Genomic DNA, 15474 nt, shown 5'->3' with positions numbered 1-15474 from the left:
ATTCATTAAATTATTTAACTATGTTGTTTACAAACAATTTAGGGTACCCGCGCATTGGTGCCCAACGGGAATTAAAAAAGGCAAGTGAGGCCTTTTGGAGCGGTAAGATTACGAGAAAAGAGCTATTGGATGCAGGACTTAAAATCCGCGCTACTAATTGGAAAATTCAAAAGGAAATAGGAATAGATCTTATCCCTTCGAATGATTTCTCTTTCTATGATCAAGTATTGGACACAACACTGATGGTAGGGGCTATCCCTGCGCGGTATCACGGACTTGCAGCAAATAAGAGTTCGGAACATGAACTAGATCTCTATTTTGCTATGGCAAGAGGTTTCCAACATGAGGGTATCGATGTCACTGCAATGGAAATGACTAAATGGTTTGACACCAATTACCATTACCTAGTGCCGGAATTTACAAAGAATCAGCAGTTCAGTCTTTTTTCGGAAAAAATTATCAACGAATATTACGAGGCGAAACAATTGGGTGTCGATACCAAACCGGTATTGATCGGGCCAATAACTTATCTTCTATTGGGTAAAGAAAAGGAAGCGGGTTTCGATCGCTTAGATTTAATCGAGGCATTACTGCCTGTTTATGAAGAGGTGATTGGGAGATTGCGAAAGTATGGGGTGAAATGGATTCAATTCGATGAACCTTTTTTGGCATTGGATTTACCTGATAAAGCTCGCAAGTTATATCAGCAGGTCTATAAGCGTTTAGCTAAAAGTGCCGGGGATACTAAACTTTTAATTGCAACCTATTTCGAGGGAGTAAATGATAATTTAGAGGTCGCTTTGTCACTTCCTATTAATGCGTTACATTTAGATCTTGTCAGGGCAGCAAATCAACTCGAAGCAGTGCTGGATAACATACCGAACGAGCTTATTTTGTCTTTAGGAGTCGTGGATGGTCGAAATATTTGGAAAAATGATTATGAACGCTCTCTCACACTGATTGACAAAGCAATCCGGAAAATCGGTAAGGAGCGGATATGGATTGCCCCTTCATGTTCGCTGTTACATGTTCCATGTGACTTGGCTTATGAGGATAATGAAGAGACATTACCACTGGAAGTGAAGGACTGGCTTGCTTTTGCTAAACAAAAATTGGAAGAAGTAAAAGATCTGGCCTTGTTACGAAGCGAGTATGAAGATACAGCTGTTCTTCAGCGATTTAAGGATAACAAAGTTTCGCAAAATCGGCGTAAGACTTCTGCCTTAATTCATCATCAAGAGGTAAAAGACCGTGTTAATGCAATTTCAGATAAAGATACAAACAGGCGTAGCGTTTTTGCGGAGCGAAAAGCAAAGCAGCTCGAAACGTTAAACCTGCCCTTATATCCAACCACTACCATCGGTTCATTTCCGCAGACAAAAGAAGTGAGGGGCTGGCGGGCGAAATTTAAAAAAGGAGAAATCACCATTGATGAATACGAAAATCTAATTAGAGCAGAAACAAAAGAGGCGATTGCCTGGCAAGAGCAGGTCGGTTTGGATGTCTTGGTACATGGGGAGTTCGAAAGGAATGATATGGTTGAATATTTTGGCGAGCAATTACAGGGCTATGCCTTCACAAAGAACGGATGGGTGCAAAGTTACGGATCACGTTGCGTAAAACCGCCCGTTTTATTTGGTGATGTTAGCCGACCAAAAGACATGACGGTATATTGGACGTCTTATGCCCAGTCAATTACTCGACTGCCTGTAAAAGGGATGTTAACGGGGCCGGTCACCATTCTACAATGGTCATTTGTAAGAGATGATCAACCTCGCTGGCAAACTGCTTTTCAAATCGCACTAGCCATAAGAGATGAAGTACTGGCATTGGAGCACGCAGGTATTAAGATAATACAGATAGATGAGCCAGCTATTCGGGAAGGACTGCCCTTGCGTCAAAAAGACCAACGAGATTATTTAAACTGGGCAGTAAAAGCTTTTAGATTAACTGCTGCTGGTGTCGAGGATGATACCCAGATCCATACTCATATGTGCTACTCTGAATTTAATGACATTATTTCAGACATCGCTGCTATGGATGCTGATGTTATTACTATCGAAACGTCTCGTTCACAAATGGAATTACTGGACGCTTTTGCTAACTTTAACTATCCAAATGACATCGGTCCGGGAGTTTATGACATCCATTCCCCGAGAATTCCAAGTAAGGAGGAGATGATCTCGCTAATGGACAAAGCATCGGCTGTAATAAATCCTAAACAATTATGGGTAAATCCGGACTGTGGACTAAAAACAAGAGCTTGGCCGGAAACAAAAGCAGCGCTGGAAGCAATGGTGGACGCTGCAAAAACACTCAGAGGTGTCATAGAAGTCGTTTAATAATGAATAGGCTTTTTTCAGTTTGAGCTGTGCAGCTTGTTTTCTTCTAAATAAGCCTCAATAGCGACGGATATTGATGAGTCCCTTATTAATAGATAACGTATTACGTTTCCTATAATAAGGGATTTATCTATGTTTAATATGCCACTTTTTTTGGTTAACTTACGCTATGCAAAATTTATTGACAGCTTCTCAAATTCGGGAGGTGGATGCTTATACGATAATAAATGAACCAGTTTCGTCCATTGATTTAATGGAACGAGCAGCCGAGGCTTTTGTGAATAAGTTTGTTAGTTTATATACAGACCGCCCATCTGTAATAATTTGCTGTGGCACGGGAAATAATGGTGGAGACGGTCTAGCCATAGCTCGTTTACTTTTCGAAAGAGGTTATACCAATATTGTGGTATGGATAGTTAGGTATAATAATAAAAAAACTGATGACTTTGAGGTCAACTATAAACGATTATTGACCTATTCTATTCAAGTTCAAGAATTATTTCCCGCTGAGCAGCTCCCTTCGATAACAGCTGACGTTGTGATTGATGCACTTTTCGGTTCAGGATTGAATAAGCCACTAATTGATCCTTGGCGTTCCCTTGTTAGATACATTAATAAAGAGGCAAAGGTGGTAGTTTCGGTCGATATTCCAACCGGAATGCCTGCAGAAGGCAATATGGAGACTTTCGAAAATGTTATTATCGCGCAGGATGTGATTACTTTTCAAGCACCTAAGATAAGTTTCTTATTTCCCGAAAGCGGAAAGTTTTTGAAACGCTTCCATGTGGTGGATATCGGTTTGCACCAAGGTTTTATGGCCTCCTTGGATACTGAATTTTGTTCGATTATGAATGACGATATCCGTTCTCGCTTAAAGGTGCGAGAGAATTTTAGTCATAAGGGTACCTATGGACATGCCTGCATATTGGCTGGCAATGAGCATACAATGGGAGCTGCATTGCTGTCTGCTGAAGCTTGTTTATATACAGGAGCGGGGCTGACTACTGTTTGTATCCCGTCAAGCGGATTAAGCGCCCTGAATACTCGATTGCCCGAGGTAATGGCACTTGACCGATCAAAACTATCAGAATTAGGAACAGGGAAGTATAAGTCATTAGGCATAGGCCCGGGTTTAGGAACGGGAGAGGAAATAAGGGGATGTTTAAGCGAATTGTTAGCAGATGATCTCCCCCCCCTCGTGTTGGATGCAGATGCGTTAAATGTAGTGGCAGCAAATAAAAACTTGCTGACGCTATTAAAAGCGGAAACAATCCTTACACCTCATATGAAAGAATTTGACCGCCTTTTTGGACATAGTGATCACTGGTGGGATCGTGTCATAAAAGCAAGAACAGAAGCTTCAAGGAGGAAACTAATCATTGTACTAAAAAATCGATATACCTTTGTGGCTCTGCCTGATGGCAAGATATGGGTTAACTTTACGGGAAATCCCGCTATGGCGAGTGGCGGTATGGGCGATGTATTGACGGGCATTTTAGTAGCCTTATTGGCGCAGGGTTATAAAGCAGCAGATGCTGCAATATTAGGTGTTTTTATACATGGAAAAGCAGGAGACCTATTAGCTGCAGAGGGCATGGGTGTAATACCCGCAAGCTGTTTGATAAAAAAAATCCCCAATGTTATTGAGGATTTTTCGTCGTCGATATAGACATAAATCAATTATTGCATATCGAATAAATGCTTTTCTGCATGGTAAGAAGAACGTACCAAAGGTCCACTTTCTACATATTTAAAGCCCATCTTTAAGCCAATATCCTGATAATGTTTAAATTGCTCGGGCGTAATCCATTCAATTACGGGGTGATGAGCTTTCGTCGGTTGTAAATATTGTCCCAACGTGAGAATATGCACACCGGCATCATATAAATCCTGCATCGCCTCAATCACATCAGCTTCCGTCTCACCGAAACCAAGCATTATACCAGACTTCGTGCGTAAGCCTGCAGCAGATATTCTTCTTAAACATTCAAGGCTTCTGTCATATTTGGCTTGTATACGTACTTCTCTTGTGAGACGTCGAACAGTCTCTAAATTATGAGATACGACTTCAGGACGTACCGCTAATACCCGATCTAAATTCTCCCAAATGCCTTTAAAATCCGGTATGAGTGTCTCTAGAGTTGTTCCGGGACTTTCCCTTCGAATGGCATTTACTGTTTCGGCCCAAATAGTCGATCCACCATCTTTCAAATCATCTCGATCTACCGAAGTAATTACGCAATGCTTTACCTGCATGAGCTTAACAGAGGTGGCTACACGCATGGGTTCATCTAATTCAACCGCTTTTGGCCGGCCAGTCGCTACTGCACAAAACGAGCACGACCGGGTACAGATATTCCCGAGAATCATAAATGTCGCTGTACCTGCACCCCAACACTCACCCATATTAGGACAATTACCACTTTCGCAGATGGTATGGAGTTTATGTTCGTCTACTAAACCTCTTACATGTTTATATTCTTTACCTACAGGAAGCTTAACACGTAACCAATCTGGCTTGCGCTGCAATTGATTGGCAGGGATAACGGGTAGTTCAATCATAACACAAAAGTAATTAATAATTTTCTAAATTAGCGGCGTATTTTGTGTCAACTTGGACAGTTGCACACACAGACAATAGCTTATTACATTCTAATTATATTTACAATGACTACTGTTCGAACAACCTATTTAGGCGATTTGCGTACCGAAGCAATACACCTGCAATCGCAATCGAAAATAATAACCGATGCGCCGGTTGACAATCAAGGTAAAGGAGAGGCTTTTTCGCCGACCGATCTCTTGGCTGCTTCGCTTACCAGCTGCATGCTAACTATCATGGGCATTGCTGCGCAAGCTCACGAGATCTCACTTGGAAAAATAGAAGCAGCCACCACGAAGATTATGCAGTCAAACCCACGAAAAATTGCAGAAATACAAGTTGTACTGAATTTCGCTGATAATGTAAACTATTCGGATCATGACCAAAGCATTTTGCAAAAGGCAGCGGAAACCTGTCCGGTTTACTTAAGCTTACATCCTGATATTAAGAAAACCCTAACTTTTAATTGGCCATCTTAACAACAATCTTGGCGACTTCTATTTCATTGTGCGATTCGTTATATACACAATCATCGCCCTTAATTAACAGTACCTGGGGAGATTCGTGCCGTACTTTCCATTTATCAGCGATTTGATTAGATATCTCACGATATTTAATCAAATCGACCAAGTACACTGGGGTTTCTTCTGGTATCAGGGACGACTCAAATTCGAACGTTCTTTTTGCCATACTGCTCACAGGACAGCGCGTACTATGTTTGAAAATAATGGCATACGAGTTTGATGCCGCTATCGTTTCAAGCGTATCTTGTGTGTTCAGTTCAATCCACTTCATATGTATCAGCTATGGTTTTGAAAATTTATCAGATTCTACGTTAATAAGGGCGGAAACAATGGGGAATTTTATAAAAAAGCCATCGTTTGTATCTGTAAAGGTAGTAGCAAGGGTGAGTCCGCCTCCTACATCTTTGAAATCAGATGTCACAAAATTGTATTTAATATAGCCACCCTCGTCCAGTGTTTGCCATTGAAAGATCCGACCCGTATTGGTATCGATGTATATTTTTGTACGGAATTCTGCGCTATCTGTAGGTGACTGTCGAATTTCAATTACGTTGTATCGAACGCTTCCTATTAGCTCGGCTTCTTTTACGGTGAGTAGGGACGATTCTGTCAGATTCCTGGGCGGAAATAACCAAAATGTTTCTGTATTAAAGGCATTGATTATGGAAGAAATTAGAAGAGCCGCCGAATCACTATTGTTTATTGTTTTATTATCTACAAAGGCTCTGCCTTTATTATTTTCCGTATTAAATAATGCAATAATTTTCTGCTCTTGCTCATTTGTTCCCTCAAAACGACAGTTGCCGGTGTTTCGATCCCATATATATGCATGTTCCCGGGAGAGTGTTTTGTTTAGGTTCGATTTACAGCTAAACATAAAGTAACGAGCTTCATTCCAACCTTGTTTGCCACCCAGCCCCTGCCATATTAGATCAACTATTTGATCCTTGGTTTGGGCAGAAGTTTGTTTTTCGGAAAAGAAGGAAAGTAAAAACAGCATTAAAAAAAAAGCATGTTTAATCTTTAGAATACACATTTTCCTTTGTTTGTTAATTTATATGCTAAATTTCCAGGTTCGCTATAAATCATAGGTGAACTAACTGAAAAAACTTGGCACATTATTCGGGAACAAGTTATGCGTTAAATTGTTTCAAGCGAGGGTATTTAAGATTAAAAACTACCGCTTATCGTAGCCTTTTTGCCTTCGGATAGGAGTTGTAAGCCGGACATGTTTTACGAGCGCAGCCCTGGGATAAAAGCATACCTAAAGCGAGCACTAACATATAAATCAGTAAATTTCTCATGATCCATTTATTATATAAAACACGTAAACATAGCCTAAATATAGGTAATTTACAAATATTTTATAGCTAAGCTTGTATTGATTTGCTCAAGTTGGCCATTTGAATGGCAGTAACCGCTGCCTCTTCGCCCTTATTGCCATGTTTACCTCCCGCTCGTTCCAACGCTTGTTCCAATGTGTTGGTAGTGAGTACGCCGAAGATGACCGGTTTATTGTGTTTCAGGGATACATTTGTAATACCATTTGCTACGGCATCGCATATGAAAGTAAAATGCGGAGTATCACCCTGGATAACACAGCCTATGCATATTACTGCATCAATTTGCTTTTTACGCAGAATAATATCGGCGCCGGCGCTTAATTCATAGCTCCCAGGTACGTTCAAGATGTGAATTTTATGATCAGCGGCGCCTTGTTTCAAAAGCAGATTGTATGCGCCTTCTAAAAGGGGAGAGGTCACTTGTGCATTCCATTGTGCAACAACAATAGCAATCTCCAAATCGGATGCAGAGCCCACTTCAATATGGGAGAAGTCAGACAAATTTTTTAAGTTCGTTGCCATTTAAATAGTCTCAGTCGTATAATCGCACAAGATTAACGGGCTTCACATCGAGCAATATAACCATCAATGATAGAAGCTTCATAGCTCTGTGGGTAGTCTTTTTTAATTTTTTGGTAATTCTCTAATGCCGATTTATAATCGTTTTGTGCTTCGTACACCAAGCCCAATTTTTTTAGAAATAAAGGAGCCGTAAAAGAGTTGTCGCTCTTACTTGCCGCTTTTTTGTATTGATCGGCCGCCTTTTTATAGTCTTTTAATTCAGTGTAGGCGTCACCCAATAGACCTGTTACCAGCGGGTCTATAATTGGGCTTCCGGTATCTGAATATTTTGATAAGGCATTGACAGCTTCCTGGTATTTACCTTGACGCAAATACAAACCACCTAAGTACGCATTCGCCACATTAGCCGATTTTGTGTTCGAATATTCTTCTGCAATTTCTTTAAAGCCAGGGTAAGAACCATCTCCGTCAATCGCTCTATTCTGTAAAGAATCTACCATAGCGTACTCTTCTGCCTTAAACATTTCATTGGTAGCTCTTTCTGCCCTTGGTGCCAGATAGAAACGTTGATAACCGATATAAAGTAAAATTAAAACAACAATTCCAATGGCAATAAATGCTAGACTCTTTTGATTATCGCGGATAAAACTTCCTGTTCCGCCGTTTTTTGTATTATTAACGCTCACGTTATTTTTTGGTTAATTTGAGTTCAGTTTTTTAAGATTGCAAAAATACATTTTTAAACCTTAGATACAAGAACCTAAGGTAAAAGATTTTTAGCAGAGGTATAAGCCCGTATCCCATCCAGCTTATAACCTCGCCTTCCAACCTAATTTGTGTCTTGCTGCTTATTTATCTATGTTTGTACCTATGTGGGTTAAAGAATTAACGGTAATCAATTTTAAAAATTATGAAGAGGCGTCGTTGACATTTGCACCTGGCGTAAATGCTTTCACCGGTGATAATGGTGCAGGGAAAACGAATATTTTAGATGCATTGCATTACCTTTCCTTGTGTAAGAGTTACTTTAACCCAATAGATTCGCAGCAAATCAAACAACAAGCTGACTTTTTTATGGTACAGGGTGTGTTTGAAAAGGGCGATCAGGAAGACGTTTTAGCTTGTAGCTTAAAACGAAACCAAAAAAAACAATTTAAGAAAAATAAAAAGGATTACCAGCGCTTAGCCGATCATATAGGCGTATATCCCTTGGTAATGATTTCTCCTAATGATTCTTTTATTATTTCAGAAGGAAGCGAGGAGAGGCGTAAGTTTATAGATAATGTCATCTCACAAACGGATAATCGATATCTGGACGATTTGATCTTATATAATAAGTATCTTCAAAGTAGAAATAGCTTATTGAAGCAACAAGCGTTGAGCAAAAACTACGATGATGATTTATTAGCAGTATATAATGAACAACTAGTTTTGGTAGGTGAGCAGATTTTTGAGAAACGTAAACTTTTTATTAATCCCTTCATAGAAATTTTTAACAAACACTATCAATACCTTACCAATGATACCGAACCAGTTGAGCTGGTTTACGAATCGCAGTTGTTTGAGAACAGGTTTGTCGATTTGCTGAACAACACGTTATCAAAGGACCGTGCCTTGGAACGAACTACGACAGGTATCCATAAGGATGATTTGTTATTTACTATTCATGGGATGCCATTGAAGAAGTTCGGTTCACAGGGGCAGCAAAAGTCGTTTTTAATTGCATTGAAGCTGGCACAATATAGCTTTTTGCGCGAAAGAAAAGGATTTAAGCCTTTGTTACTGTTAGACGATATTTTTGATAAATTAGATGACAAGCGTACCAGAAAGTTAATGGAAATGGTTTCCCACGATGATTTTGGGCAGATTTTTATTACTGATACCAGTGCTGAACGTGTTCGAAATACCTTTCATGGAATTGATGTTGACGTTCGTATTTTTGAGGTTTCCAACGGAAAAATACGATAACGGAGGCCAATAATGCAAACTAGCTAATATGTCAGTTAGCGTTTCGGTTAATGTTGAAAACTTTTGCTTAAAATGACTAGTCTATTTGTAACTTTGACGTCAATACGTGAGCCAATAATAGTTTTTGATACGAATGACAAGCGGAAATAAAAAGAATAGGTTGGCTTAATCTTTTGGTCAAATAAAAAGCCATCGTTGAGCAGGCTTTGCTATATTTTGACATCAATATTTTATCCAAATTACAAATGGGCCGTACAAATGATAAGACATTGAAAGAAGCGATTAGTCAATACCTAGACGCATTGAAACTGCGGCGGAAATTTGATGAAACTTCTATATTGGCTGCATGGCCCGACTTAATGGGAACTGCGATCGCCAATCGCACGAGACAATTATTTATACGGGACAAGAAGCTGTTCGTAAGAGTAGAATCGGCTGTTATAAAAAATGAGCTGATCCTGATGCGTTCTCAGATTATAGGCAAACTTAATGAATATGTAGGCCGAGTAGTAATCGAAGATGTAGTTATTCTATAAGTTCAAGTTTTTTATAAGCTCATCAATATTGAGATCGATGACATTGATATGATGATGTGCTTGAGCATAATATGGATGCCGAACGAGCATTCGCTCATTGATGAATTCAAAAATTTGTTCTTCACTCAAATCCTGTATCAATGGTCGTTTATGTCTTTTGCTTGCGGCTAATCGTTTCGCCAAAGCGGCTGTGGGGATTTGCAGATAGATCGTGATGCCATTTTTATTCATCCATTCCATATTGTCGAAGAAGCAAGGCGCTCCACCTCCAGTCGCTATCACTGCAGCTTCGGGAGCCGAAAGATTTTGTAGGATATCTCTTTCTTTGACACGAAAAGCTTCCTCTCCATGCTTCTTAAAATAGTCAGTAATGGACATACCTGCCTGCTCTACGAAAGTTTCATCTAAGTCTATGAATTTTCTATTTAACGCTTGGGCCAGCTTTTTACCATTCGTAGTTTTTCCAACACCCATAAAGCCCACTAGGAAGATATGTTTTTTTAACATGAAATATAACTGCTTATTCTAAATGTTCAAAATATCGTTTGGCTAAGGTTTCAAAAGTAGGAAGCGTGCGATAGTGCCACTTTTTGACAACGACGCCATCTTTAAGTAAAATGATACCGGGATTCGCCCGTACCATGCTTTTTAGAGGAACCGCATCGGCAAAAAAGGTTTCTGCATAAAGTTTAGTCTGATGGTCAAGTTCGCTCACGTCTTGTGCTGTACTAGCCGTGAGTAGCACCGCTCGAACATTATACTCTTCCGAAGCCCGTTTCGCAAGATCATTCACTTTATTCAATGCCTTTGGATTTGTCTGATCAAGATTATAGGCAACAAATATCAGGTTGTAATAAGGGTTTTCAATGATTTCCTTTGTATAATCAACACCCTGAGCATCGGTTATACTCAAATCTTTAATGGGGGCTTGATATCCCTCTTTTATTAAACGGCTTGTGGGTTCGCCTATAACTTCCCAATTTTCATCTTTCCAAAGCTCCTGCTGAAGATAAACCTTATCTGTCACCGATTTGGTCTCCTGAGTCGTTTTATTTTGAAGTGTATAGGTGATTTCATATTCATCCAACGGTGCTCCTTTGGGAACGTGCATCAAGGCAGGTAGATTATTTCCTTCTTTATAAGGGAGGAAATCGATGAAGGGTAAAAAACTGTAAGTGTAAACTCCAATTCCTAAGCTTAGAACAATGGCAGCCGAAAGGGTAAGTGCTTGGCTGATCTCATTGGAAAACAGAGGCTGTATTTTTTTTTCTGTTCAAAAAAATAATGAGAATGAAAAATGACAGAATCAAATCCTTGCTAAAAGACTGCCACGGTGTCAGTTTTATAGCATCGCCGAAGCAGCCACAAGAAGTTACTACATTGAAAAATGCCGAATAAAAAGTAAGAAAGGTGAAAAACACTATAAGTAGCAGTAGGCCGAGAGCCACCTTTTTGCTATATAAGCCGAAAAGCAATAAAATTCCGAGCACTATTTCCAAACTGCATAAAACAATGGCAAAAGCAACGGCATAGTTGTTAAGGAATGCTACATGAAAGACCTCAAAATATTCTTGAAGTTTGTATGAAAATCCTATCGGATCATTCGCTTTGATTAATCCGGAGAAAACAAATAAAAAGCCAACGAACAAACGGGAAAATATCAATAGAAAGGAACTTTTATGTTGCTTTACGGTTGTAGCGTTCATAGCATTTTATATGTTTGGAACTTGTTCTTCCTCCAGGTGCCTTAATTTTATAAGTGCGAAAACGGAGTAGTTAAGCATATCCTGATAATTAGCTTTTACGCCCTCAGAGGCAAGAGTTAATCCGCTGTTATCCTCAATTTGTTTTACCCTGAATATTTTCATCAAAATCAAGTCAGTGAGTGAGCCGATACGGAGGTCTCTCCAAGCCTCACCATAATCGTGATTTTTTGAAAGCATTAGCTCTTTTGTTTCGTTAATATATCGGTCATACAATTCTTTCACTTTTTCAATAGGCAAATTCTCCTCTGTATCGGCCGGCAGCTCGAGTTGAATCATGGCAATTATACAGTAATTGATAATACCAATGTACTCAGACGGAATATCATCGGGAATTTTGGCGAATTTGTTTTCTTCAATTGTCCGGATCCGTTGGGCCTTAATGAAAATCTGATCGGTAACAGAGGGCAGCCGCATAATGCGCCAAGCCGTCCCATAGTCCGCCGCTTTTTTCACAAACAGATCTCTACACTTGCTAATTATTATATCGTAAGCCGTCGATGTATTCATTTGGTTCCTGTTCACGTGTATTTATCATTCTCTTAAGTCTTGCAAACCTAACACAAAAAAAAATCTATTTCGAATATATCGAATTGAAATTTAAAAAAACACATCGGAATGTAAAAGCCCCTTGTCAGAAATCAATTTATTGCATGATAATCGCTTTTTCTCTAAGTTTGCAAAAGATAGTCGATCCTAAGCATTAACTCGGGTTCAATACCTGCTCAATTAGATATATGAAATTTTGCAATGTAGGCGGTAAATTGTTGGATTTCCACATACCCAAGATAATGGGGATACTCAATATGACACCCGATTCTTTTTTTGATGGTGGAAAGCATAACAACCTTAATAATGCATTGGATAGAGTGGGAACGATGTTAGAAGAAGGGGCGGATATAATAGATGTTGGTGCTTACTCGTCGCGACCTGGTGCACGCGTGGTGGATTTCCAAGAGGAGTTGGACCGATTACTACCAATAGTTGATGCTATTCGAAAAACTTACCCAAACGCTGTTTTATCCATTGATACCTTTCGTGCGGATGTTGCTATCGAGGCAGTTAAATACGGTGCTCATATAATTAACGACATTGGAGGAGGAAATCTTGACGAAAAAATGTTTACTACTATCGCCAGACTGGGTGTTCCCTATGTACTTATGCACAGTAAAGGGACGCCCGAAACCATGCAAAATGAAACCGCTTATCAAGATCTGATAAACGATATTACCAGTGATCTAACAAAGAAGATAGAGGCGTTGCGTTCAGCAGGGGTCAAGGATATTATAGTTGATCCCGGCTTCGGTTTTGCCAAAACATTAGAACAGAACTATCTGTTACTGAGTAGGATTGAAGAGTTGAGAGTCTTGGGGCTTCCCATATTGGGTGCCGTGTCGAGAAAATCAATGATATATAAGCTGTTAAATAGCAGTCCTCAAGAAGCATTAAACGGAACCAGTGTATTAAATACAATCTTACTGTTTAAAGGCGTTGAAATGATCAGGGTACATGATGTTAAAGAAGCGGTTGAAGTCAGAAAACTCGTCATGAAAACCCGTGCCGGTGAAGCTAAAAGGAGTTCATACTATGAATAAATTTATACTATCTTTTATTTTTTTTATTGTTATAGATGCCGCAAAAGGTCAGCAATACAAGCTAGAGAAACTGCAAGAAGGAAACGAAGTCAGCTTCAGAGGAATGTCTATTCCAAATGACAGTGTGGCTTGGATTACCGGAACGAAAGGAACCATCGCGAAAACAACAGATGGAGGCAAAAACTGGACTTGGCTAATTGCCAAGGGTTACGAAGATTTCGATTTTCGGTCAGTAGTGGCTTTTTCAGATAAAAAAGCGGTTATGGTAAATGCGGGAAGCCCTGCTGTCATTCTATTAACTGAAGATGGAGGAGAGTCGTGGGAAAAAGTGCATAGTTACGATATCAAGGAGATATTTTACGACGGCATGGGGTTTTGGGATGAGAAAAGGGGAATCGTATTTGGCGACCCTATAGAGGGGAAACTTCAGCTTGTCGCGACAGAGGATGGTGGACGTACTTGGCTAAATATTAGTGACGAAGCTAACGTCCAAATGAAAGCAGGAGAAGCGGGCTTTGCGGCAAGTGGTACCAGCATTCGAACAGTAGGAAATGGTTTAGTGTGGATTGGAACCGGTGGAACGCAAGCACGTTTGTTGTTTTCTTATAACTTCGGACAATCTTGGACGAGTTATAAAGTACCTATTGAACAGGGCGAAGCTTCGCAAGGTATATTTTCGTTAGCGATAAACGGACAAAAACAGCTCGTTGCTATTGGAGGTGATTATAAGAATTTTAAAAACAACAACAATGTAATCCAATTATCAGGCAATGGCATAACATGGAATGCACCCAAAACCAGGTTGTCTGGCTTTAAATCCTGTGTTGAATTTATTAATGATACGTTAGTTATTGCAACAGGCACATCAGGCACCGATCTTTCCATGGATAGCGGACAATCATGGAAATTAATGGATGAAAAAGGTTATAATGTGGTCCGATCTTCCGAAAGCGGCCGTTTTGTTCTGTTAGCAGGCGATAAAGGAAGTATTTATCGGTTAGTGGAACCAAATAAATAGTTTTTGAACGATGGAAGAGTCGGGAATGATCATTTTGAATCTCTATTTCCATTAACTATCAACTAACAGGTAATTATTTCTGTATAAAATTAATACCTACTGCCGTTTCGTATTAATAAGAATATTGCATAAGATTAGTATGCTAATGCCTATACAGAATATATTCCAACCGCCCATATGAAACAGAAAAATCCCAATAGCTGATCCCGCGGCACCTCCTATAAAGGTGGAGGTCATAAATACAGTGTTGAATCGATTTCTAGCGTCCGGTTTTAACGAATAGATGAGCGTTTGATTGCTAATCTGTAAAGCTTGATGACCTATATCTATTAAAACGATGCCTATGATGAGCAGGATTATTTTACTACCCGTAAAATAAAAAGCAACATATCCAAGTAGTTGTGCTAATAAACCTAATAAAGATATCTTTTTAACAACCGCTATACTTCCGCTACTTCGCTTACCAACCAAAGGGGCTGCCAATGCACCGGAGGCCCCAATAATGCCAAATAAACCGATCTGAACTGTATTGTATTCAAAGGGCTTAGCCGATAAAAATAAAACCATAGTAACCCAAAAGGCACTCATGCTGGCAAATGATATGGCATTGCTGATCGATGCGATTCGTAGTTGCGAAAATGTTTTTACATAGTAGATAATCGATAACATAAGCGATTGATAAGTACCTTGGTAGGTAGGCTTGCTTTTCACAAATACCCTTTGCATGATTAATACTAGGAGAAAGCAGATAGTGGCGGCTGTATAATACATTTGTCGCCAACCGAAAGTGTACCCAATATAGCCACTTAATGATCTGGAAGAGACAATGCCTATCAACAGCCCTCCCATTACCAGGCCGATCACACTGCCTCGTTTTTCCTCGGGAGCAAGGCTGGCCGCTAGCGGAATAATCAGTTGCGGGACAATCGAAAACAATCCGATGAGAAAGCATAGTACCTGTAGAAGAAGGAATGATTTTGTAAAGGCCGCACCGAGGAGGACAATAACGGAAAAAGTGGTTGTAACGATAATCTGTTGTTTCTTTTCCAATAGGTCACCTAGCGGAACAAAGAGTAACAGACCTGCTGCATAACCTAATTGGGTAATATAAGTAATGCTTCCGGCTTCTGCCTCCCGTATACCAAAATCGTCTGCTATAAGAGGTAGCAGAGGTTGGCAATAATACAGGTTAGCAACGACCAAGCCGCAGCAAATGGCCATAAACAACGTGAGGTACTTCATTAAGATATAGCTAAGCATC

Annotated in this window: 17 protein-coding genes; 7 read left to right on the top strand and 10 right to left on the bottom strand. The window is 39.8% G+C overall.

All coding sequences use genetic code 11. The annotated features are described in order from the left end of the window. Window positions 1-20 precede the first annotated feature (20 nt). Together metE and QT327_RS06260 are read left to right on the top strand one after the other, a co-directional pair. Window positions 21-2342: a 5-methyltetrahydropteroyltriglutamate--homocysteine S-methyltransferase gene (gene metE, locus QT327_RS06265; protein ID WP_130858588.1), complete on the top strand. Its 2322-nt coding sequence runs from the start codon at window positions 21-23 to the stop codon at window positions 2340-2342. Between the two features lie 169 nt (window positions 2343-2511). Then, on the top strand, window positions 2512-4011 hold the full coding sequence (locus QT327_RS06260) for an NAD(P)H-hydrate dehydratase (RefSeq protein WP_130858587.1): 1500 nt from the start codon (window positions 2512-2514) through the stop codon (window positions 4009-4011). Window positions 4012-4022: 11 nt separating this feature from the next. Here the strand turns inward: QT327_RS06260 and lipA are convergent, their stop codons facing one another. After that, window positions 4023-4904 carry a lipoyl synthase gene (gene lipA, locus QT327_RS06255; RefSeq protein WP_130858586.1) on the bottom strand — a complete coding sequence of 294 codons (882 nt, stop codon included), beginning with the start codon at window positions 4902-4904 and terminating at the stop codon, window positions 4023-4025. A gap of 105 nt (window positions 4905-5009) precedes the next feature. On the opposite strand from lipA, the gene QT327_RS06250 reads away from it, so the two are divergent. Next, window positions 5010-5423, top strand: coding sequence for an OsmC family protein (locus QT327_RS06250; protein WP_130858585.1), 414 nt, complete (start codon window positions 5010-5012; stop codon window positions 5421-5423). Here QT327_RS06250 and ytxJ read toward each other — a convergent pair. From ytxJ to QT327_RS06230, 4 genes are all read right to left on the bottom strand, one after another. After that, window positions 5407-5739 carry a bacillithiol system redox-active protein YtxJ gene (gene ytxJ, locus QT327_RS06245; RefSeq protein WP_013668446.1) on the bottom strand — a complete coding sequence of 111 codons (333 nt, stop codon included), beginning with the start codon at window positions 5737-5739 and terminating at the stop codon, window positions 5407-5409. The two genes, QT327_RS06250 and ytxJ, sit on opposite strands and share 17 nt — an antisense overlap. A gap of 9 nt (window positions 5740-5748) precedes the next feature. Then, a complete protein-coding gene (locus tag QT327_RS06240; RefSeq protein ID WP_130858584.1) occupies window positions 5749-6468 on the bottom strand; it encodes a hypothetical protein in 720 nt (239 codons plus the stop codon). Window positions 6469-6838: 370 nt separating this feature from the next. Further along, on the bottom strand, window positions 6839-7333 hold the full coding sequence (gene ribH / locus QT327_RS06235) for a 6,7-dimethyl-8-ribityllumazine synthase (RefSeq protein WP_013668444.1): 495 nt from the start codon (window positions 7331-7333) through the stop codon (window positions 6839-6841). 32 nt (window positions 7334-7365) lie between these two features. Further along, the gene (locus tag QT327_RS06230; protein WP_013668443.1) at window positions 7366-8019 is read right to left on the bottom strand and encodes a tetratricopeptide repeat protein; all 654 of its coding nucleotides are present in this window, start codon (window positions 8017-8019) and stop codon (window positions 7366-7368) included. Between the two features lie 184 nt (window positions 8020-8203). Between QT327_RS06230 and recF the strand changes: the two genes are divergently transcribed. Together recF and QT327_RS06220 are read left to right on the top strand one after the other, a co-directional pair. Further along, the gene (gene recF, locus QT327_RS06225) at window positions 8204-9301 is read left to right on the top strand and encodes a DNA replication/repair protein RecF (RefSeq protein WP_130858583.1); all 1098 of its coding nucleotides are present in this window, start codon (window positions 8204-8206) and stop codon (window positions 9299-9301) included. 245 nt (window positions 9302-9546) lie between these two features. After that, window positions 9547-9837, top strand: coding sequence for a DciA family protein (locus QT327_RS06220; protein ID WP_013668441.1), 291 nt, complete (start codon window positions 9547-9549; stop codon window positions 9835-9837). Here the strand turns inward: QT327_RS06220 and QT327_RS06215 are convergent. The 4 genes from QT327_RS06215 to QT327_RS06205 form a co-directional block, all read right to left on the bottom strand. Next, window positions 9832-10344 carry a shikimate kinase gene (locus tag QT327_RS06215; RefSeq protein ID WP_130858582.1) on the bottom strand — a complete coding sequence of 171 codons (513 nt, stop codon included), beginning with the start codon at window positions 10342-10344 and terminating at the stop codon, window positions 9832-9834. The genes QT327_RS06220 and QT327_RS06215 overlap by 6 nt on opposite strands. Before the next feature lie 13 nt (window positions 10345-10357). Further along, window positions 10358-10951 (bottom strand): hypothetical protein, encoded by a 594-nt coding sequence (locus QT327_RS28195; protein WP_354004757.1) that lies wholly within the window; start codon window positions 10949-10951, stop codon window positions 10358-10360. A 124-nt stretch (window positions 10952-11075) separates the two neighbouring features. After that, window positions 11076-11543, bottom strand: a complete 468-nt coding sequence (locus QT327_RS28190) for a DoxX family protein (protein WP_354004756.1) — start codon at window positions 11541-11543, stop codon at window positions 11076-11078. A gap of 6 nt (window positions 11544-11549) precedes the next feature. Further along, on the bottom strand, window positions 11550-12110 hold the full coding sequence (locus tag QT327_RS06205) for a DUF1599 domain-containing protein (RefSeq protein ID WP_013668438.1): 561 nt from the start codon (window positions 12108-12110) through the stop codon (window positions 11550-11552). Window positions 12111-12337: 227 nt separating this feature from the next. On the opposite strand from QT327_RS06205, the gene folP reads away from it, so the two are divergent. Together folP and QT327_RS06195 are read left to right on the top strand one after the other, a co-directional pair. Beyond that, a complete protein-coding gene (gene folP, locus QT327_RS06200) occupies window positions 12338-13195 on the top strand; it encodes a dihydropteroate synthase (RefSeq protein ID WP_013668437.1) in 858 nt (285 codons plus the stop codon). After that, window positions 13188-14213 (top strand): WD40/YVTN/BNR-like repeat-containing protein, encoded by a 1026-nt coding sequence (locus QT327_RS06195; protein WP_130858580.1) that lies wholly within the window; start codon window positions 13188-13190, stop codon window positions 14211-14213. The genes folP and QT327_RS06195 overlap by 8 nt, the downstream gene beginning before the upstream one ends. Window positions 14214-14309: 96 nt before the next feature. On the opposite strand, the gene QT327_RS06190 is transcribed toward QT327_RS06195, so the two are convergent. Continuing rightward, window positions 14310-15455 (bottom strand): MFS transporter, encoded by a 1146-nt coding sequence (locus QT327_RS06190; protein ID WP_149106250.1) that lies wholly within the window; start codon window positions 15453-15455, stop codon window positions 14310-14312. Window positions 15456-15474: the final 19 nt, after the last annotated feature.

Source organism: Olivibacter sp. 47, from assembly GCF_030372825.1.
GTDB lineage: Bacteria > Bacteroidota > Bacteroidia > Sphingobacteriales > Sphingobacteriaceae > Olivibacter > Olivibacter oleidegradans.
Note: the sequence above shows the minus strand (reverse complement) of the source record. Positions and strands in the feature narration are given on the sequence as shown.

Excerpts from the sequence above, each read along its gene's own strand:
- metE (WP_130858588.1), top strand. The coding sequence starts at position 21 with ATGTTGTTTACAAACAATTTAGGGTACCCGCGCATTGGTGCCCAACGG.
- QT327_RS06260 (WP_130858587.1), top strand. The coding sequence starts at position 2,512 with ATGCAAAATTTATTGACAGCTTCTCAAATTCGGGAGGTGGATGCTTAT.
- lipA (WP_130858586.1), bottom strand. The coding sequence starts at position 4,904 with ATGATTGAACTACCCGTTATCCCTGCCAATCAATTGCAGCGCAAGCCA.
- QT327_RS06250 (WP_130858585.1), top strand. The coding sequence starts at position 5,010 with ATGACTACTGTTCGAACAACCTATTTAGGCGATTTGCGTACCGAAGCA.
- ytxJ (WP_013668446.1), bottom strand. The coding sequence starts at position 5,739 with ATGAAGTGGATTGAACTGAACACACAAGATACGCTTGAAACGATAGCG.
- QT327_RS06240 (WP_130858584.1), bottom strand. The coding sequence starts at position 6,468 with ATGCTGTTTTTACTTTCCTTCTTTTCCGAAAAACAAACTTCTGCCCAA.
- ribH (WP_013668444.1), bottom strand. The coding sequence starts at position 7,333 with ATGGCAACGAACTTAAAAAATTTGTCTGACTTCTCCCATATTGAAGTG.
- recF (WP_130858583.1), top strand. The coding sequence starts at position 8,204 with ATGTGGGTTAAAGAATTAACGGTAATCAATTTTAAAAATTATGAAGAG.
- QT327_RS06220 (WP_013668441.1), top strand. The coding sequence starts at position 9,547 with ATGGGCCGTACAAATGATAAGACATTGAAAGAAGCGATTAGTCAATAC.
- QT327_RS06215 (WP_130858582.1), bottom strand. The coding sequence starts at position 10,344 with ATGTTAAAAAAACATATCTTCCTAGTGGGCTTTATGGGTGTTGGAAAA.
- QT327_RS28190 (WP_354004756.1), bottom strand. The coding sequence starts at position 11,543 with ATGAACGCTACAACCGTAAAGCAACATAAAAGTTCCTTTCTATTGATA.
- QT327_RS06205 (WP_013668438.1), bottom strand. The coding sequence starts at position 12,110 with ATGAATACATCGACGGCTTACGATATAATAATTAGCAAGTGTAGAGAT.
- folP (WP_013668437.1), top strand. The coding sequence starts at position 12,338 with ATGAAATTTTGCAATGTAGGCGGTAAATTGTTGGATTTCCACATACCC.
- QT327_RS06195 (WP_130858580.1), top strand. The coding sequence starts at position 13,188 with ATGAATAAATTTATACTATCTTTTATTTTTTTTATTGTTATAGATGCC.
- QT327_RS06190 (WP_149106250.1), bottom strand. The coding sequence starts at position 15,455 with ATGAAGTACCTCACGTTGTTTATGGCCATTTGCTGCGGCTTGGTCGTT.